We start from the raw sequence: 19,011 nt of genomic DNA, 5'->3' as shown, positions 1-19,011 counted from the left end.
TTCGCAGCGGCGGGAGCAAGCTCCCTCGCCACAATTGAAATGAGGAGCGGCTACTTCGGATAACCCGCGCGCTTCATCTCGCGTTCGGTGGTTTGCTGTGCAGCGGTCAGTGCCTGGTCGACCGTGGTCTGGCCGATCAATGCCGCCGAGAACAGCTTGCCGACCTGGGTGCCGATGCCCTGGAACTCGGGGATGGTCACCAGTTGAATGCCGATGTAAGGCACCGGTTTGAGGGTCGGTTTGCTCGGGTCGGCCGCTTTGAGCGATTCCAGCGTCACCTTGGCAAACGGCGCGGCGCTCATGTAGGCGTCGCTGTAGGTCGAGGCACGAGTGCCCGGCGGTACGTTGGCGATGCCGTCGGTCTTGGCGACCAGTTCGCCGTACTCTTTGGAGGTGGCCCACGCACTGAACTCTTTGGCGGCATCCTTGGCCTTTGAGCTGGTGGGAATCGCCAGCGCCCACGAGTACAGCCAGGCCGAGCCTTTGTCGGTGACTTGATGCGGCGCATAGGTGAAGCGGACATGATCGGCGACCTTGCTTTGGGTCTTGTCGGTGACGAACGAGCCCGCAACGCTGGCATCGACCCAGATTGCGCACTTGCCGCTGTTGAACAGCGCGAGGTTTTCGTTGAAGCCGTTGCTGGATGCGCCGGGTGGCCCGGACTTTTTCATGGTGTCGACGTAGAAGTTCAGCGCGTTTTTCCATTCCGCTCCGCTGAATTCCGGTTTCCACTGCTCATCGAACCAGCGCGCGCCATAGGCGTTGGCCACGGTGGTGATCAGCGCCATGTTCTCGCCCCAGCCGGCCTTGCCGCGCAGGCAGATGCCGTATTGTTCCTTGTCCTTGTTGGTGAGTTTCTCGGCGAAGCCGGCGATCTGCTCCCAGGTCGGACGCTCGGGCATGGTCAGGCCGGCGTCCTTGAACAGGTCGGTGCGGTAATAGGTGATCGAGCTTTCGGCGTAGAACGGCAGGGCATACAACGAGCCCTTGACCGACAGACCTTCACGCACCGACGGGAACACATCGTCGAGGGCGTAACTGGCCGGCAGGTCCTTCATTGGCTCCAGCCAGCCTTTTGCGCCCCAGAGTGCGGCTTCGTACATGCCGATGGTCAACACGTCGAACTGGCCACCCTGGGTGGCAATGTCGGTGGTCAGGCGCTGGCGCAGGACGTTTTCTTCCAGCACGACCCAGTTCAACTTGATGTCCGGGTGCTCGGTCTCGAAGGTTTTCGAGAGCTTTTGCATGCGGATCATGTCGCTGTTGTTGACGGTGGCGATGGTCAGGGTCTGGGCGCCAAGGCTGACGCTGCTGAGGGTCATGCAGGTGAGGGCCAGCAGAGCTTTTGCAGTGGGTTGCATCGTGCACTCCTTTTCTGCACCCGGCGGGTTACAGAAGGACAGTTATTGTTTTTGTGTTCTTCCGGCGGGGGAAGAATGTGCACTGATTACAGCCTTCCGACGCAGGGCTGACAAATCATCCCTGACACTTGAATCGATACTTTTTTGCACTCGGGATTGAGGCGGCCAGCACAGGGAAGGGCATTTCAGGAAGGCGAGGGTAATGAAACCGTACAGGTTTTCAGCGTTCAGCCGTGGTTCTGCTCCGTCAGACGCTGTACCACCAGACGCCGGTAGTGCGAGGGTGTCATGCCTTTGAGTTGCTGAAAGCGTCGGTTGAAATTGGAGATGTTGTTGAAACCCGACTCGAAGCACACCTCGGTCACCGGTTTGTCGCCGTCCGCCAGCAACTCGCAGGATTTGCTGATGCGCAGGCGATTGACGAACTCGATGAAGTTGCGCCCCGTCGCCTGTTTGAACACACGGCTGAAGTAGGTCGTTTTCATGCCCAGATGCTCGGCGACTTCCTCCAGCGGCAGTTCGCGGGCGTAGTGGGCGAAGATGTAATCCACCGCGCGGTTGGTGCGGTCGATATTGTGTTCGTCGGCCAGTTGCGGGGTGGTCACGCCCGACAGCAGTTGATAGTCGTCAGTGGCGGCGAGCAGCTCCATCAAAATGAAAAAGTGCCCCAGACGGGTGATGCCCCGGGTGTCGGCAATCTTTTGCATCAGATTTGTGGCCTGGCGGATCGTGTGCGGGCACCGGAACTCGATGCCGTACTGGGCACGTTCCAGCAATGGCGCCAGGGTTTTCAGCTCGGCAAACACTTGATGGCCGCTTTCGAACAGCTCATCGGTGAAGTTGACCAGCATGTCGCGTTTCTCGACCACTTCGTCCTCCGCCACCTGGCTGATCCAGTTGTGCGGCAGGTTGGGGCCGGTCAGAAACAGCGTCTGCGGGTGGAAATTGCCGATGTAGTCGCCGATGAACACCTTGCCCGAGCTGGCGACGATCAAGTGCAACTCGTATTCCTTGTGAAAGTGCCAGCGCACCAGCGGGCAAGGGAAACCGTGCTGGCGATAGATGATGGACAACCCGTTGTGGTCATCCATCAGTTCGTAAGAAGGGTCGGTCACGCGGGCTGTGCGGGTCATGGCTGGGCACTTTTTTGTTATCGCCCGGCGATCATGCCTCTTTGCAAGCGCGTTGCGCCAGCCTTCAGGCAGGCCATCAAGTGCGTTGCCGGGCTTTCATCAAACTGGCTATCCGGCAGAATTCCACCAGGTCCGACTCTTCCATGAAGTCGACGTTGATGATGTTGCACTTCAAGGCCCAGTCACTTTTGTCCAGGTCGAACCATTCGTTCAACTCGTCGTGTATGTCGACGGGGCCGCCAAGGGCTGTGTAACTGGTGGCGGACAATGACCAGGGGCGCCAGCTCCCCGGCGGGTTCTGCATGACACTGCCAATGAACTGCCTCAATTCATCCTGACTGGTAATGCCGTTGCCGGACCATCGATGACTGATCGATTCGTGAAATACCGTGTGATCCAGTTGCCAATGTGATCTGGCGGCCGCGAACACACGTTGTTGTGTGTGGAGTCGCTTGAGATCTCGCAGATTCAAGGACAAGTTCCGGCGAGGAACAAGGCGGTGACCCAGAAAGTGCATGATCATTTTATTGAAGTAGTCGTAGTCGAAGTCGTCCCCGTCGAGACTGTGAAAATCCAGAACAATGAATTCGTCCGGGTTGTTATCCAGGAACTTATTGACGTCGTTGAACAGTCTTCCAAGGGTTCGAGAGTTTCGGTGGCCGTTATGATGCATGACGAACCTGTCCGGGCCTTCCGCCTGGGCGTCGTAGGTCAGGCGGATGTCGAGCGCTCTGGAGCCACGGTTCAGTTGGGTGATGAAAGTATCGTGCTGACAGGCCAGCCAATGGCGCGGCGGGCCGAAAAACGGATACGAAGCGCGCCAGTCACTGCCGGCGTTATGGGTCCCCGGCAAGGTCAGTTCGGAAATCGACAATACATCAATGGCGGGTGTTGAACCCATCCAGTCATTGGTGCTCATGTGTGCATCCTGCGTAAGTTTCGACTAATGCGCTGCGCATATAAGACATGCAGGCAGCGCGGGCAGGATGTTTATAAAGTCCGGTAGCCGAATTGACGATGCCGGGATTGATGCAAGTTGTTGGCTATTGTTTTTTCAGGTTTCAAGAAAGTTATTTGTGCTGGTTCTTGGCTTCAATCCATTGGGCCATGTATTGCGTGCTCTTGTGAGCGTGGTGACGCAACATGCTGCCGATAAAGTTGTCACGTCTTAGTTGAACAATATTGTTGCGACACTCTTGCAACCTGTTGATCAATGCCGGTCCATGGACGGACTGTGGGTAAACCTGACTGAGCAGCGCCTGCCCCTGTGACCGGGCTGTCTGCCATCGGGTCTCGTCGCGATACAGCTCGACGGCGGCATTGGCCAGATCCTGCGCCGTACGACAAATGGCGCCCGGCCAGGGCTGATCGGTGTGCATGCCTTCAGCGCCGATCGGCGTGGTGACACTCGGCGTTCCGCAGAGCATGGCATCGATCAGTTTGCCCTTGATTCCCGCGCCGAAGCGCAAGGGCGCCAGGCAGACACGCGCGTCGGACATGACCTGCAATGCATCCTCGGCCCAGTTCATGATGTGAAAACCCTGCGCGGCATTGTGCAGCGCAGCGGCCTTGGGCGGCGTGTAGGCACCGTAGATATGCAGTTGCGCTTTCGGCAGCTGTTCGCGGATCAGCGGCCAGACGGTCGACTTCAACCATAGAACCGCGTCCCAGTTGGGGGCGTGGCGGAAGTTGCCGATGCTCAGAAAGTGCGCGCGATCTTCATAGGCTTTCGCCGGCGTGGTTGGTGGTTCGACCATCAACGGACACCAGTGCAATAAATGGCGCGGCAAGTTGAACTGCTGCACCAGCAGCTCGATTTCCACCGGTGAAATCATCAGGTTCAGATCGCAGCGGTAGAGGGCGGCAATCTCGCGTTTGGCCAGATCGGTGTCGGCCATCCGTTCGAATTCTTCGCGCAGTGCAGGCGCGAACAGTTGGTGGAAGTCATCCGCGTCGTCGCTGGCCTTCAGCCGATCTTTCAAGCGCTGATGACGCGCGTGGCGCAGGCTCTGCAAGTCCGAAGTTTCCAGAACGCGCAGGGCATCGGGGCAGTGCTTTTCCACGCGCCAGCCGAACTGTTCTTCGATCATGAACTGGTCGAACAGCACGATATCCGGCGCCAGCTCGCTGACAAAGACATCGAAACTGCTGTTGTTCAATTCGATCGGAACCGTGCGGATGCCCAGTTCGGCAAGATCGGCCGGATGTTCGCCGACGCCCGCAGGGCTGGCAAATGTAATGTCCCAGCCCTGCTGCAAAAAGGTATCGAGAATCTGCATGACGTGCCCGCTCGCCGCGGACGAACGGGGTTCCGGCCAGACGTAACCAATGACGAGGACTTTGGTTGCGGGCTGACTCATGAAAAGGTGTTTCCTGAAGAACGAGAGAGAAGAGAAAAAACGCGCGGATTAAAACATATCCCGAGGGTGAATCCGCGCTGAGACGCGGTGTGTCACTGTTGATTCAGAATGCTTTTCACCTTGTCGCGCAATTGATCGATCGAGAAGGGTTTGCCGATCACGTGCATGTCCGCCGGCACTTCAATGGTCTCGGCATAGCCGCTGGCGAACAGAATCGGCAGGGCCGGACGCACGTTGCGCGCTTCGCTGGCCAGTTGACGACCATCCATGATCGGCAACCCGACGTCGGTCATCATCAGATCGATGTGCTGATTCACATCCTGAATGATCGCCAGGGCCTGTTCGCTGCCGTCAGCTTCCAGCACCTCGAAGTCCAGTTCCTCCAGCACGTCGACGATCAGCATGCGCACAATGGTGTCGTCTTCTACTACAAGGATGGTGGGTGTGGCGGTGGACATAGTGGCGGCTCTCAAGAAAGGGGGGCGGTGGCGCCGGTCGAAGGATTTTGCCGGGCTCTTGCATGAGTAAGTGGCGCATGGCCACAAGTTCCCGAATGGATACAAAAAAGAACAGCGGCAGACGGGCAGGCAGGATACCCGTTGGCTGGCAATTCGGTGCAGGCAAATATGAGAAAACAGTGCTAACACTGTGAGAAAAATGGATCCATGCCGCCGTTTTGGGGCAAACTCCCTGGTTTTCGACAGTTCGACAAGGCTGCCACATGTCCACTCCGTCTTCGGTTGATGAGCAACGCTTTCGCAAACTCCTGAGCCGTAACGTCAGTCTGCCCTTGGGCGTCGGCGTCGTCAGTGCCGTATTTTTTGTTTCATTGATCACTTATCTGTTGTCGACGATCCAGTGGGTGGAGCACACCGACCGCGTCATCAATAACGCCAACGAAGCGGTGAAACTCACGGTCGATCTGGAAACCGGCATGCGCGGTTTCCTGCTCAGCGGCGACGAACATTTCCTCGATCCCTATGAAACCGCCAAACCGCGTATCGCCGTGGCACTCAACACCTTGCTGGAGCTGACGGCCGACAACCCGGTTCAGACCGACCGCCTGCGTCGTCTGCAAGCCCTGCAGACCGAGTGGGCGACCTACGCGCAATCGATGATTGACCTGCAACGCGCCAGCGGTGACTACAAGGGTGCAGTCAAGGCCGGTCGCGGCAAGCGCCTGACCGATGAAATCCGCAAGCAATTCGAAGACGTGATCGACACCGAGCAGACGTTACGCACCACCCGTAACGAAGATGTGCGCCGGACCACGATCTGGAGCATCAGTCTGTACCTGTTGTTCATTGCCGGCATCAGCGGTTTGCTGGCCTATATCGGCCGTCGCGATCTGCTCAGTCTTTCCAGCAGCTATGGTGCCAATCTGGCTGCACAGCAGGCCAGCGCCGAACGCCTGGAGCAGCAGGCCTGGTTACGCACCGGCCAGACGGAGTTGGCCGAGCAGGTGCTGGGGCAACTGACGCTCAATCTGTTGGGGCGCAATATCCTGCAATTTTGTGCGCAATACCTGGGCACTGCCGTGGCGGCGTTGTACGTGCGCGAAGAACATGGCGGCCTGAAGCGTGTGGCGACTTACGGTTTCTCACGGGAGCAGGAACAGCAGGAACACTCCCTCTATAGCGACGAAGGCATTGTCGGACAGGCGGCGCAGCAGGCGCGGCTGATTCGTCTGGATTCGGTGCCGGCCGATTATTTCAAGGTCAGTTCCGGCCTGGGCGAAGGCTTGCCGCACAGTGTGCTGGTGGTGCCGACCAGCGATGACGACCGGGTCAACGGTGTGATCGAACTGGGCTTCCTGCGTCCGCTGACCGAACGTGATGTGGCGCTGCTGGAACTGATTGCCGGCAACATCGGCACGTCCATCGAGGCCGCGCGTTATCGCCAGCGTCTGCAGGAAGTGCTGGCCGAGACCCAGCAGTTGAACGAAGAGTTGCAGGTACAGCAGGAAGAGCTGAAAACCGCCAACGAAGAGCTGGAAGAACAGTCGCGGATTCTCAAGGAGTCCCAGGCGCATCTGGAAACCCAGCAAGTAGAGCTGGAGCAGACCAACGAGCAACTGGCTGAACAGGCGCTGACCCTGGCTGAGCAACGCGATGCCATGGACCGCAAAAACACTGAGCTCAATCAGGCCCAGGTGCAGCTGGAAGAACGCGCCGAAGAATTGCAGCGTTCGAGCAAATACAAATCTGAATTCCTGGCCAACATGTCTCACGAACTGCGCACGCCGCTGAACAGTTCGCTGATCCTGGCCAAGCTGCTGGCGGAAAACCCGCAGGAAAATCTCAGTGCCGAACAGGTGAAGTTCGCCGAATCGATCTACTCCGCCGGCAACGATCTGCTCAACCTGATCAACGACATTCTCGATATTTCCAAGGTCGAAGCCGGCAAGCTGGAAGTGGTTCCGGAAAACACCAGCGTGGCACGTCTGGCCGACAGCCTGCGCAGCGTGTTCGAACCGTTGGCGGCAGACAAGCAACTGGCGTTCGACGTTGAATTGCAGCCCGATGCGCCGATGACGCTGTTCACCGACCGTCAGCGCCTGGAGCAGGTGATCAAGAATCTGCTGTCCAACGCCGTGAAATTCACCGAGCACGGCAAAGTCAGCCTGACCATCGCCGGCCAGCCGGACGAGCGCATCGCCTTTATCGTGCGCGATTCGGGGATCGGCATCGCGGCGGATCAGCAGGAAAGCATTTTCGAGGCGTTCCGTCAGGCCGACGGCACCACCAACCGCAAGTACGGCGGGACCGGATTGGGACTGTCGATTTCCCGGGACCTGGCGACGTTGCTGGGTGGTTCGATCAGTGTCAGCAGCGCACCGGGGCAGGGCAGCGTGTTTACCCTGGTATTGCCGCAGCACTACAGCGAAGGGGCCGAAAAGGCGGTTGCACCGCTGGCGCTGGCACCGCCCGCGCCGGTGGCCGCACCGAATCCGGACGTCTCGCCGCTGGCGTCCGTTGAAATCCCGCGTTTCAACGACGACCGTAACAAGGCGCCATTCGATACTCGCTGCATTCTGGTGGTGGAAGACGAGCCGAACTTCGCTCATATCCTGTACGACCTGGCCCATGAGCTGGGTTACCAGTGCCTGGTGGCCCACGGCGCCGATGAAGGTTACGACCTGGCGAAAGACTTCGGCCCGGATGCGATTCTGCTGGACATGCGCCTGCCGGATCACTCCGGGCTGACCGTCCTGCAGCGTTTGAAGGAGCACGCCGAAACCCGGCACATTCCGGTGCACGTGATTTCCGTGGAAGACCGCGTCGAAGCGGCCATGCACATGGGGGCCATCGGTTACGCGGTGAAACCGACCACCCGCGAAGAGCTCAAGGATGTGTTTGCGCGTCTTGAAGCCAAGCTGACCCAGAAGGTCAAGCGCGTGTTGCTGGTCGAAGACGATGACTTGCAGCGGGAAAGCATCGCCCGGCTGATCGGCGACGACGACATCGAAATCACCGCTGTCGGCCTGGCCCAGGACGCGCTGGAGCTGCTGCGCACGACGATCTTCGATTGCATGGTCATCGACCTGAAGCTGCCGGACATGCTTGGCAACGATCTGCTCAAGCGCATGTCTACCGAGGACATCTGCTCGTTCCCGCCGGTGATCGTCTATACCGGGCGCAACCTGACCCGCGACGAAGAGGCGGATCTGCGCAAGTATTCGCGTTCGATCATCATCAAGGGCGCGCGCTCGCCGGAGCGCTTGCTGGACGAGGTGACACTGTTTCTGCACAAAGTCGAATCGCAGTTGTCCCATGAGCGGCAGAAGATGCTCAAGACCGCCCGCAGCCGCGACAAGGTCTTCGAAGGCCGCAAGGTGCTGCTGGTGGACGACGATGTACGTAACATCTTCGCCCTGACCAGTGCGCTGGAAACCAAGGGCGCAGTCGTGGTGATCGGTCGTAACGGCCGTGAAGCGATTGAAAAACTGAATGAAGTCGAGGACATCGATCTGGTGCTGATGGACGTGATGATGCCGGAAATGGATGGTTTTGAAGCCACCATGGAAATCCGCAAGGATCCGCGCTGGCGCAAGCTGCCGATCATCGCGGTGACAGCCAAGGCCATGAAGGACGATCAGGAGCGCTGCCTGCAGGCGGGCGCCAATGATTACCTGGCCAAGCCCATCGACCTGGATCGCCTGTTCTCGCTGATTCGCGTGTGGTTGCCGAAGATGGAACGCATTTAGTGGAACGCAGTTATCCAGCCGAACGAAACAGTGAAATCGAATTGCGCTTGCTGATCGAGGCCATCTACCTCAAATACAGCTATGACTTTCGAGACTATTCCGGCGCCTCCATCAAGCGCCGGGTGCAACATGCGCTGAGCCAGTTCGAATGCGCGACCATCTCGGCGTTGCAGGAGAAGGTCCTGCATGATCCGACCGCCTTCATGCAACTGCTGCAACTGCTGACGATTCCGGTCAGTGAGATGTTCCGAGATCCGTCGCACTTTCTGGCGATCCGTCAGGAAGTGGTGCCGCTGCTCAAGACCTATCCGTCGATCAAGATCTGGATCGCCGGCTGCAGCACCGGCGAGGAGGTCTATTCGATGGCGATCCTGTTGCGCGAAGAAGGTCTGCTCGATCGCACGATCATCTACGCCACCGACATCAACCCGCGCTCGCTGGAGAAGGCCAAGCAGGGCATCTTCTCGATGGAGAACGTGCGTGCCTATACCGCCAACTACCAGCAGGCCGGCGGCCAGCGTTCGTTCGCGGACTACTACACGGCGGCCTATGGTTACGCGATTTTCGACAAGAGCCTGTGCGAGAACGTGACGTTTGCCGATCACAGCCTGGCGACGGATAGCGTATTCTCCGAAACTCAATTAATTTCATGTCGTAACGTATTGATTTATTTCAACAAAAAACTTCAGGATCGTGCGTTCGGGCTGTTCCATGAATCGTTGTGTCACCGTGGTTTTCTGGTGCTGGGCAGCAAGGAAACGCTGGATTTCTCCGGCTATTCCAACCAGTTCGAACCTCTGGTGAAACAAGAACGGATCTACCGCAAATCATGAACGGTGCAGTGGATCTGCCCAAGGTCGAGGCGATTGTGGTCGGAGCCTCGGCCGGTGGTGTCGAAGCCTTGATGACGATGCTCGGTGCACTGCGGGCAGGCTTCGGTCTGCCGATCATTATCGTGCTGCACCTGCCGGAAGAACGACGCAGCCAGCTGGCCGAGGTGTTTGCCCGGCGGTTGGCGCTGCCAGTCACTGAGGCCATGGACAAGCAGGACATCAAGCCCGGCACGGTGTATTTCGCCGCACCCGGTTACCACTTGTCGGTGGAGCAGGACCGCAGCCTGTCGCTGAGTCTGGAAGACCGACTGCATCATTCGCGGCCGTCGATCGATTTCCTGTTCGAGTCCGCCGCCGATGCCTACGGCGAAGCGCTGGCTGCCGTGTTGCTGACCGGGGCCAACCACGACGGTGCGCGAGGCCTGGCGCAGGTCAAACGCCACGGCGGGCTGACCATCGTCCAGGATCCGCAAGACGCCCTGGTGGCGACCATGCCCGAGGCTGCACTGAAGATTCACCAACCGGACCACATACTTCCCATCCACGGCATCGGCCGTCTGCTTGTCGAGCTGGAACGAATCGCATGCTGAGTAATATCCAGGCAAAACTGCTGATCGTCGACGATCTGCCCGAGAACCTGCTGGCGCTCGAGGCACTGATCAAACGTGAAGATCGCACCGTGTACAAAGCGCTGTCGGCGGACGAGGCGCTGTCGCTGCTGCTGCAACATGAATTCGCCATGGCCATCCTCGATGTCCAGATGCCCGGCATGAACGGCTTCGAGCTGGCCGAACTGATGCGCGGCACCGAGAAAACCAAGAACATCCCGATCATCTTCGTCAGTGCCGCCGGTCGTGAACTGAACTACGCGTTCAAGGGCTATGAAAGCGGGGCGGTGGACTTCCTGCACAAACCGCTCGATATCCATGCGGTGAAGAGCAAGGTCAATGTGTTTGTCGATCTCTATCGCCACAGCAAGGCGATGAAACAACAGGTGGAAGCACTGGAGCAGAGTCGCCGCGAACAGGAGGCATTGCTTCAACAGTTGCAGAGCACCCAGGGCGAACTGGAGCAGGCGGTGCGCATGCGGGACGATTTCATGTCGATCGTCGCCCATGAAGTGCGCACGCCGCTCAACGGCCTTATTCTCGAGACCCAGTTGCGCAAAATGCATCTGGCCCGTGATAACGCCGCCGCGTTCACCCTCGACAAGATGCACGCCATGGTCGACCGCGACGAGCGGCAGATCAAGAGCCTGATCCGTCTGATCGAGGACATGCTCGACGTGTCGCGGATCCGTACCGGCAAACTGTCGATCCGCCCGAACCGGTTCGATCTCGTGCAACTGGTGGACAATCTGCTGCAAAACTTCGCCCAGCAGATCGAAGCGGCCGAAACCGAGGTCAGCTTCACTGCGGACGGCCCGGTAGAAGGGCACTGGGACGAGTTTCGTATCGAGCAGGTGGTCACGAATCTGCTGACCAACGCCTTGCGTTATGGCGGCAAGAGTCCGATCCAGGTCCGGGTTTATCGTGAAGGCAATGAGGCTCGGGTGGAAGTCGCGGATCGGGGCATCGGCATCAGCGAAGAGAACCAGAAACGCATTTTTCAACAGTTCGAACGGGTCTCCGCCAAGACGGTGGTCGCCGGTCTCGGGCTGGGTCTGTTCATTTCCGAGCAGATCGTCGCCGCCCATGGCGGCTCCATCGTCGTCGAAAGCAAGATCAACGAAGGCGCCCTGTTTCGCGTTTGTCTGCCGCTCCAGGAAAACGGCGAAACAAACGCAACCTCTGAGTGACCACACGGTCGTATCAGCAGCTATTGACCGAACAAAGGCTTCCCATGAGCGTAGATGCACAAGATGTAGTACTCGTCGTCGAGGACGAACCGGTGATCCTGATGGTGCTGACAGACTATCTGTCGGGGCAGGGCTATCGCGTATTGCAGGCCGAAAACGGCGAGCAAGCGTTCGAGATTCTGGCGAGCAAGCCGCATCTGGACATGTTGATTACCGATTTTCGCTTGCCGGGCGGAATATCCGGCGTGCAGATCGCCGAACCTGCCGTCAAATTGCGCCCTGACCTGAAGGTGATCTTCATCAGCGGCTATCCGCAGGAAATCCGCGAGACCGGCAGCCCGATCACCCGTCGGGCGCCGATTCTGGAGAAACCGTTCGATCTGGACGTGTTGCAGGAGAAGATTCAGGAATTGCTGGCCTGAGGCGTCAAACGCCTCAGTTCTTGATCATTTCCCGCACCTTCGACGTCAACAGATCGAAGGTGAACGGCTTGGTGATCATCTGCATGCCAGGATCGAGAAACCCGCCGCGAACCGCGGCGTGCTCGGCGTAGCCGGTGATGAACAGCACTTTCAATTCAGGCCGGTATTGCCGGCCGATTTCCGCCAGTTGCCGACCGTTTATGCCTGGCAGGCCGACATCGCTGATCAGCAGGTCGATGCGTTGCGCGGAATCGAGGATAGGCACGGCGCCGTCGGCGTCGCTGGCTTCGACAAATCCATAACCCAACTCGCTCAATACGGCACTGACCAGTACACGCACGGCCGGGTCGTCTTCGACGATCAGCACGGTTTCGCCTTCCTGCGCTTGGGGCATCTGTTCCGTATCTACAGGCGTGTGGGGCAGGGATTCACCCTCGAAGCGCGGCAGATAGAGTCTGACCGTCGTGCCCCGGTCGATTTCGCTGTCGATCGAAACGTGGCCGCCGGACTGCTTGCTGAAACCGTAGATCATCGACAGGCCCAGCCCGGTGCCCTGACCGATGGGCTTGGTGGTGAAAAACGGATCGAACGCGCGGTTGATGACGCTCTCCGGCATGCCGGAACCGTCGTCGCTCACGCTGAGCACCACATAATCGCCAGGTTTCAAATTGCTGTAAGCGTCGGTGAAGTCGCTGTCCAGCACCTGATTGCCCGTTTCAACCACCAGCCTGCCGCCATCGGGCATTGCATCACGGGCGTTGATCACCAGGTTGAGCAGGGCGCTCTCCAGTTGGTTGGGGTCCGCCTTGGCCACCCATAATTGATCGTGCAGGCGCATGTCCAGCTGGATGCTCTCGTTGAGGCTGCGATGCAACAGCTCACCCATCGATTGCACCAGATCATTCATCTGCACGGCTTTGGAGTCCAGCGACTGCCGGCGGGAGAATGCCAGCAGGCGGTGCGTCAGGCCGGCGGCGCGGTTGGCGGAAGTCACACCCAGATCGATCAGACTGTCCAGGTCTTCCAGGCGCCCGCGAGCCAGACGCCGGCGCAACAGTTCAAGGCTGCCGATGATGCCGGTCAGCATGTTGTTGAAGTCGTGGGCGATACCGCCGGTGAGCTGGCCGACCGCTTCCATTTTCTGCGACTGACGCAGGGCTTCTTCGTTATGGCGCAGTTGTGCGGTGCGTTCTTCGACCTGCTGCTCAAGGGTTTCCAGGATCGATTGCAGGCGCAGCTCACTGTTGCTCAGGTCGATCAGGCGGTCGCGAGCCTCGTACTGTCGTCGTCGCCCGCGCAATGCGGTGGAAACGAGGCTGATCAACGTCGCAGGATGGAAGGGACGCTCCAGAAATGTCACGTTGCCGAGCAGTTCACTGAGCTGCGAGGAAGGGCTTCGATCGGAACCTCCATGATGGGTCAGCAAAACGATCGGCAGATCCGACCACGCCGGTTGCTGTTCCAGATACAGCAACAATCCCTCCAGACCTGCGTCACGAAGGGCCTCGGTTGCGATCAGCAGCAGACCCGCTCCGGCTTCGAGCTCGTGGCAGAGCCCGGTGAAATCGGGGGTGATCGTGCCGCCATAGCCGGCCTCGTTGAGAATCATCAACGCGATCTGACTGTCCCGACCCTGTGGCGTCAGAATCAATGTCCGTTCGGTCAGCGGCATTGCAAGGGTCACAAGTCGGCATCCTTGAGCAACGGTTTGCTTTCGCCGAGGTAGGTCGGCACACCTCGCAGTACGCCCTGAAAGGCGTCCAGAGGCTCACCGATGGTCAGCCCTTCGGAGGAAATACGGTATTCGCGAATGGTGGATTCGTGGCTGCCGGTGCGCTTCTTGATGATTGAAATGGCCCGACGGACCTTGCCCAGGGCTTCGAAGTAGCGCAGCAGGATGACCGTGTCGGCCAGATAGGTGATGTCGACGGGTGCCTGCATGTCTCCGACCACGCCGTGCTGGGCCACCGTGATGAACGTGGCGGCGCCCTGACGGTTCAGATACAGCAACAGTTCGTGCATATGCAGAACGAGCGCGTTCTCTTCCGGCATGGCAGCCTGATAACCATTGAGGCTGTCGATAATGACGGTCTTGATCTCGCCTTCGTCGACGCAACGTCGCACGCGATGGGAGAACTCGCCGGGGGACAGTTCCGCGGCGTCCACCTGTTCAATCAGCAGATTGCCGGTGGCCTGCAGGGCATTGAGATCGATGCCCAGGCCCTTCATGCGTTTGAACAGCAGACCCAGTTCTTCATCGAAAATGAACAGCGCCGCTTTCTCTCCACGGGCCACCGCCGCCGTGGCATAGACCATGGCCACCAGTGACTTGCCGGTACCTGCCGGGCCGAGGATCAAGGTGCTGGAGCCTGCTTCGACACCGCCGCCCAGCAGATCGTCCATCTCGCTGATGCCGCTGCTCATCGATCTTCGCGAGTAGTCGGTTTTGTGTTCCGCCGCCACCAGACGCGGAAAGACGTGTACGCCATCGCTCAGAATGGTGAAGTCATGAAAGCCGCCACGATATTTCTGGCCACGGTATTTCACCACGCGTGCGCGCCGACGCTCCGCCCCATAGGTGGGGGTCAGCTCTTCCAGGCGAATCACGCCGTGGGCGACGCTGTGAACGGTTTTGTCGAGGGACTCGGCGGTCAGGTCGTCCAGCAGCAGAACGGTGGCGTCGTAGCGGACGAAATAGTGTTTGATCGCCAGAATCTGTCGGCGGTAGCGAAGCGAGCTCTGCGCCAGCAGACGGATTTCCGAAAGGCTGTCGAGCACCACGCGAGCCGGCTTGAAACGTTCGACCACTTCGAAAATCTGCCGGGTGGCTTCGCCCAGCTCCAGGTCCGAAGAATAGAGCAGGCTCTGTTGATGCTCGGCGTTGAGCAGGCTTTCCGACGGCGTCAGCTCGAAAATCTCGATATTTTCGTCCAGCGCCCAGCGGTGGGAGGCCGCGCCTTGGCGCAACTCTCGCTCGGTTTCCGAAAGCGTGATGTACAACGAGCGTTCACCGGCACGGGCACCGGCCAGCAGAAAGTGCAACGCAATCGTCGTCTTGCCGGTCCCGGGTTCGCCCTCCAACAGAAAAACATGACCACGAGACAAGCCACCGGCCAGGATATCGTCCAGTCCTTCGATGCCGGTGGCGGCTTTCTCACTGATCAACTCGTTCGATGTAGACAAGAAATGTCCTCTCATAAACAGGGAAACGAGGCAGCGGCGGTGCACGCCGTTCAGGGCTGCCTGATTAACTTGACCTTTTGACGGGGTGACGGTTCCGATTTTATTGCCAGAGATGTCCGGAGGCTGTCAATTATCGCTTACAGACCCTGCTGCAGGGCCGGGTCGTCCGGGTTCATCTGTTCGAGTTGGGCCAGCAGTATCTGCACATTCTGCAACTGACCGCTTTCCTTCCAGTAATTGATCAGCAGGACCCGGGCCTTGCGGTCGGCCGGGTGGCGCTGGACGATCTCCTGCAATTGTTTCTGCGCAGCTTCCAGTTCCTCGGCGTTGTGCAGTGTGGTGGCGAGGTCGTAGCGATAATCCTTGTTGTCGGGCTCCAGCTCCACGGCCTTGGACAGGCCGAGCAGGGCGAACTCGCGTTGGTCGTGATGCAGCAGCCATAGGCCCAGAGCATGTTGCAGATAGGCGGAATCGGGCTGGGCCTTCAATTGCCTGGCCAGCAGTTGGCGGGCGGCATCGCTCTGGCCCTGACGGTCGAGTACCTCGATTTGCATCACCAGCGCCGGCAGGTTACCGGGGTCCAGGCGCAAGGTCTGATCGAGATCCTCCTGTGCCTGTTTGAGCTCGGCGTTGTGCAGATGCAGGCGCGCCAGCTGGACGAAGTTGTCGGCGCTTTCCGGCTGACTTTGCAGGGCCAGCTCCCAACCGTCGATACCTTGTTGCAACGGCGCGAAATACAGCCCCAGTTGATCCGGCGACAGGCCAAGCAGCGCATTGATCGCCGCAAATCGCACGGCCTGATCCTCATCGTCCAGCAACGGGCCCAGCAGAAGGCTGCGTTGGCCGCCTGGCACCAGACCGGTCACGCTCCTGATCGCCGCCATTCGCACTTCGGGTGACGGGTTCTGCAGATCGGCATCGGCCAGCTTCAGGGCCTGAGGACTCGGGTAATTGGGCAGTTCGGCATGCAGCCAGACACGCCGTTTGACGGTCAGGTCGGGGCGTCCCAGTTGCTGATACAACATCCTGGCGGCTCCCGGATGCCCGGAGCGGGCAGCAGACAGCGCTTCGCTGTAACCATGCCTGATCGCTTCCGGCACCACCGGAGCGGTGCTGCGCAGGGACAGCCAGGCAATCACGAGGATGACCACGAGGCCAAGACTGATGAGCAAGTAGCGGCGGGACTGAGGCATGCAGGTATCCGAAGCATTCCATTGACGCAGAGGGAGCAAGCTTCGGTCAGGCGACGCCGTGAGTCAAACACTGTGCCCGACACGCCCCACCGCGTTTGGTGAACGGGCCTACAGGATTTGTCGCCAGCCGAAACCTTCCAGCGCTCGAAGCAGTGACTACGCTTGGTGAACCTCCTTCTATGAGCGTGTCCATGCAAGCCCTGTTCAGTTACTTCAAGGCAGTGATCCATCCAGGTCAGGCGGTATTGCTATTCGCCCTGCGCACAATCGCGGCCGGACTGCTGACGTTGTACCTGGCGTTTCTGTTCGATCTGGATCAGCCCAAGTGGTCAATCATGGCGGTGGTCATCATCAGCCAGCCACTGGCCGGGATGGCACTGGCACGCAGTTTCGGCCAGGTCATCGGCACCACCCTCGGCGCGGCGGTCGCCGTATTGATCATGGCGATCTTTCCCCAGGCGCCATTGCCCTTCATTGCGACCCTGGCGCTGTGGCTGGCTCTTTGCACCGCCGGTGGCACCCTGTTGCGCTACACCAGTTCTCAGGCCTTCGTGCTGAGCGGTTATACCGCCGTGGTGGTGGCGCTGCTGGCGATTCCGGATCAGGACGGCACCTTTCTGCTGGCGGTCACGCGGGTAACGGAAACGCTGCTGGCGGTGGCGTGCGTGTGTATCGTCAGCTTGCTCACGGCCCGGCCGGAGGCGGTTTCCCGCAACTATTTCGCGAAAGTCGATCAGGTGATCAAACTGGTCGCCACCCATGCCGCTGCGGTAATCCGTACAGAGGAAAGCGAGGCGGAGTTCCAGCGCCGGCAAATGCTGCTGCTCGGCGAAATCAGCGCCCTGGAAGGGCTGCGGCGACATTTGTATTTCGATGCTCCGCGCCTGCGCAGCGCCAACAATCTGGTATTGCTGCTGGGCAATCAACTGATGTTGCTTACCTCGCGCCTGACCGCCCTGCGTCATCAACGTCAATTGTTGACCGAGCGCTGGGAAGGTGACCTGCCACTTGAGGTTCAGCGCTTGCGCGCCGATGAGTTGGCATTTCTCGATGAACTGGCTCGCCACGGACGTTCATTGCCGCAAGAGACGCGGCATCGGCTGGTCATTCTGCAACAGCAGTTCGAGCAACTGGCCTACAGGGCCGAACAACTGACGGAAGACATGAGTGCGACGCTGCGCTCCCTCGCATGGGCGCTGCGTTGGGAGCAGGCGCGGCTGCTGCAACAGATCGAGCAGATTCTCGAGCTGAGCGAGGCGATACAGGAGGGGCGGGAGGCCAGTTGCATGTTCCGTGGCCAGTCCAGTCCTTTGCACCTGGATTTCACCCTGGCGACCATGAACGCGATTCGCGCCTTCAGCGCCTTGTTGATCGCCGGGCTGATCTGGATCGAAACCGCCTGGGATGGTGCCCGTGGCGGAATGATTCTGGTCGGGATCCTGTGTTCGCTGATGGCGACGTTTCCGCGCCCCTTGATCGCGGCACAGAGTTACGCCCGGGGGCTGGGCCTGGCACTGGTGGTTTCGGCGTTGTATCAGTTCATGCTGGTGCCGGCGGTCAGCGACTTCGAATGGCTGGCCTTGCTGCTTGCGCCGCTGCTGTATGTGATTGCGGTCGGGCTGGCCAGTCCGGCTACTGCCGGTATCGGAATGGGGTTGGGACTGTCGAGTTTCCTGATGCTGGGCCCCCAGAATGTCGGCACAGGCCAGAACACGGCCATTCAATGGTTCGAGTTCGCCGGCGCCTACGTCAGCGCGGCGATGCTGGCCCTGATTGTATATGCGTGGATCTTTCCGTTTCGTCCGGTGTTGCGGATAAGCCGGCTCTACAACGAAGCGCGAGAGCAGGTGTATCAATTGACCAGGCTGCCTGCCACGGACGAACAGCAATTCGCTTTTGAAAGCCGCATGGTCGATCGCCTGACAACGATGCTGGGGCTGTTACCGGCAGCGAACGATCCGGACATGCAACGACGTTATGAGATCAGCCTCGCTTGCGTGGCACTCGGTGTCGCCACTTTCCAGCTCAGGCAGCAAATGCAGACCAATACCTTATTGTCGGATGCCTTCAGCCGGCAATTGATGGCAGCCCTGCGCCAGACCGGGCGCTTCGTCGCCGGTCGGCCGGACGCCGACTTGAAACCCCTGCTGACGACACTGCATGGACTGGGCGACGAGCTGGATGATCTGCATGTCGCGACCCATGAACACCTGTGGTCCGTTTTTCGTATGCGTGTGGCGTTACTGATCGTCGTGTCGTTTCTTGAGCGTCATGGCGAGTACATGCAGCACCACGTCCCTGAAGGAGTACCCGGCCTTGCCCATTGATTTCGAGATTGGCGGCGTCTACCTGCCGCCCATTGCCCAGGCGTTGATTCTGGCCGTCCCGATCTTTCTGTTGCTGGACTGGGTATTGCGTCGTCTTGGCGTGTTGCGTCTGGTCTGGCATGAAGCGCTGTTCGAAGGCGCTCTGTACGCCTGTGTGTGTGCCACATTGATTTTGCTGATGGGAGCCTGAGGCC

General features: G+C 59.3%; 15 protein-coding genes. 7 read left to right on the top strand and 8 right to left on the bottom strand.

Translation table 11 applies throughout. The features are described from left to right. Positions 1 to 50: 50 nt before the first annotated feature. The 5 genes from BBF94_RS04845 to BBF94_RS04825 all read right to left on the bottom strand — a co-directional run bounded on the left by BBF94_RS04845 (position 51) and on the right by BBF94_RS04825 (position 5,312). Complete coding sequence (locus BBF94_RS04845; RefSeq protein WP_065257912.1) at positions 51 to 1,361, bottom strand: ABC transporter substrate-binding protein; 1,311 nt, start codon at positions 1,359 to 1,361, stop codon at positions 51 to 53. Between the two features lie 227 nt (positions 1,362 to 1,588). Next, complete coding sequence (locus tag BBF94_RS04840; RefSeq protein ID WP_065257911.1) at positions 1,589 to 2,494, bottom strand: AraC family transcriptional regulator; 906 nt, start codon at positions 2,492 to 2,494, stop codon at positions 1,589 to 1,591. Positions 2,495 to 2,570: 76 nt separating this feature from the next. Beyond that, positions 2,571 to 3,413, bottom strand: coding sequence for a PI-PLC domain-containing protein (locus tag BBF94_RS04835; protein ID WP_065257910.1), 843 nt, complete (start codon positions 3,411 to 3,413; stop codon positions 2,571 to 2,573). 151 nt (positions 3,414 to 3,564) lie between these two features. Next, a complete protein-coding gene (locus tag BBF94_RS04830; protein ID WP_065257909.1) occupies positions 3,565 to 4,854 on the bottom strand; it encodes a glycosyltransferase in 1,290 nt (429 codons plus the stop codon). Positions 4,855 to 4,946: 92 nt separating this feature from the next. After that, positions 4,947 to 5,312: a response regulator gene (locus BBF94_RS04825; protein ID WP_065257908.1), complete on the bottom strand. Its 366-nt coding sequence runs from the start codon at positions 5,310 to 5,312 to the stop codon at positions 4,947 to 4,949. Positions 5,313 to 5,575: 263 nt separating this feature from the next. Between BBF94_RS04825 and BBF94_RS04820 the strand changes: the two genes are divergently transcribed. From BBF94_RS04820 to BBF94_RS04800, 5 genes are read left to right on the top strand one after another with little or no spacing between them, the layout of a single operon-like run. Then, positions 5,576 to 9,061, top strand: coding sequence for a response regulator (locus tag BBF94_RS04820; RefSeq protein WP_065257907.1), 3,486 nt, complete (start codon positions 5,576 to 5,578; stop codon positions 9,059 to 9,061). Then, positions 9,061 to 9,894, top strand: a complete 834-nt coding sequence (locus tag BBF94_RS04815; RefSeq protein WP_065257906.1) for a CheR family methyltransferase — start codon at positions 9,061 to 9,063, stop codon at positions 9,892 to 9,894. Before BBF94_RS04820 ends, BBF94_RS04815 begins: the two co-directional genes overlap by 1 nt. Next, the gene (locus BBF94_RS04810; RefSeq protein ID WP_065257905.1) at positions 9,891 to 10,484 is read left to right on the top strand and encodes a chemotaxis protein CheB; all 594 of its coding nucleotides are present in this window, start codon (positions 9,891 to 9,893) and stop codon (positions 10,482 to 10,484) included. The genes BBF94_RS04815 and BBF94_RS04810 overlap by 4 nt, the downstream gene beginning before the upstream one ends. Next, positions 10,478 to 11,692: a hybrid sensor histidine kinase/response regulator gene (locus BBF94_RS04805; RefSeq protein WP_065257904.1), complete on the top strand. Its 1,215-nt coding sequence runs from the start codon at positions 10,478 to 10,480 to the stop codon at positions 11,690 to 11,692. The genes BBF94_RS04810 and BBF94_RS04805 overlap by 7 nt, the downstream gene beginning before the upstream one ends. Positions 11,693 to 11,736: 44 nt before the next feature. After that, on the top strand, positions 11,737 to 12,114 hold the full coding sequence (locus BBF94_RS04800; protein ID WP_007954537.1) for a response regulator: 378 nt from the start codon (positions 11,737 to 11,739) through the stop codon (positions 12,112 to 12,114). 13 nt (positions 12,115 to 12,127) lie between these two features. Here BBF94_RS04800 and BBF94_RS04795 read toward each other — a convergent pair whose 3' ends face one another. The 3 genes from BBF94_RS04795 to BBF94_RS04785 all read right to left on the bottom strand — a co-directional run bounded on the left by BBF94_RS04795 (position 12,128) and on the right by BBF94_RS04785 (position 16,490). Continuing rightward, positions 12,128 to 13,798 carry an ATP-binding protein gene (locus tag BBF94_RS04795; protein ID WP_065257903.1) on the bottom strand — a complete coding sequence of 557 codons (1,671 nt, stop codon included), beginning with the start codon at positions 13,796 to 13,798 and terminating at the stop codon, positions 12,128 to 12,130. Further along, positions 13,795 to 15,297: an ATPase domain-containing protein gene (locus BBF94_RS04790; protein WP_065257902.1), complete on the bottom strand. Its 1,503-nt coding sequence runs from the start codon at positions 15,295 to 15,297 to the stop codon at positions 13,795 to 13,797. Before BBF94_RS04790 ends, BBF94_RS04795 begins: the two co-directional genes overlap by 4 nt. 137 nt (positions 15,298 to 15,434) lie before the next feature. Further along, positions 15,435 to 16,490: a tetratricopeptide repeat protein gene (locus tag BBF94_RS04785; RefSeq protein ID WP_065257901.1), complete on the bottom strand. Its 1,056-nt coding sequence runs from the start codon at positions 16,488 to 16,490 to the stop codon at positions 15,435 to 15,437. A 191-nt stretch (positions 16,491 to 16,681) separates the two neighbouring features. On the opposite strand from BBF94_RS04785, the gene BBF94_RS04780 reads away from it, so the two are divergent. Both BBF94_RS04780 and BBF94_RS04775 read left to right on the top strand, forming a co-directional pair. Beyond that, a complete protein-coding gene (locus BBF94_RS04780; RefSeq protein ID WP_065257900.1) occupies positions 16,682 to 18,817 on the top strand; it encodes an FUSC family protein in 2,136 nt (711 codons plus the stop codon). Further along, a complete protein-coding gene (locus BBF94_RS04775) occupies positions 18,807 to 19,007 on the top strand; it encodes a DUF1656 domain-containing protein (RefSeq protein ID WP_065257899.1) in 201 nt (66 codons plus the stop codon). Before BBF94_RS04780 ends, BBF94_RS04775 begins: the two co-directional genes overlap by 11 nt. Positions 19,008 to 19,011 lie beyond the last annotated feature (4 nt).

This window comes from Pseudomonas bananamidigenes (assembly GCF_001679645.1).
Lineage (GTDB): Bacteria > Pseudomonadota > Gammaproteobacteria > Pseudomonadales > Pseudomonadaceae > Aquipseudomonas > Aquipseudomonas bananamidigenes.
This window is presented reverse-complemented; position numbering and strand designations above follow the sequence as displayed.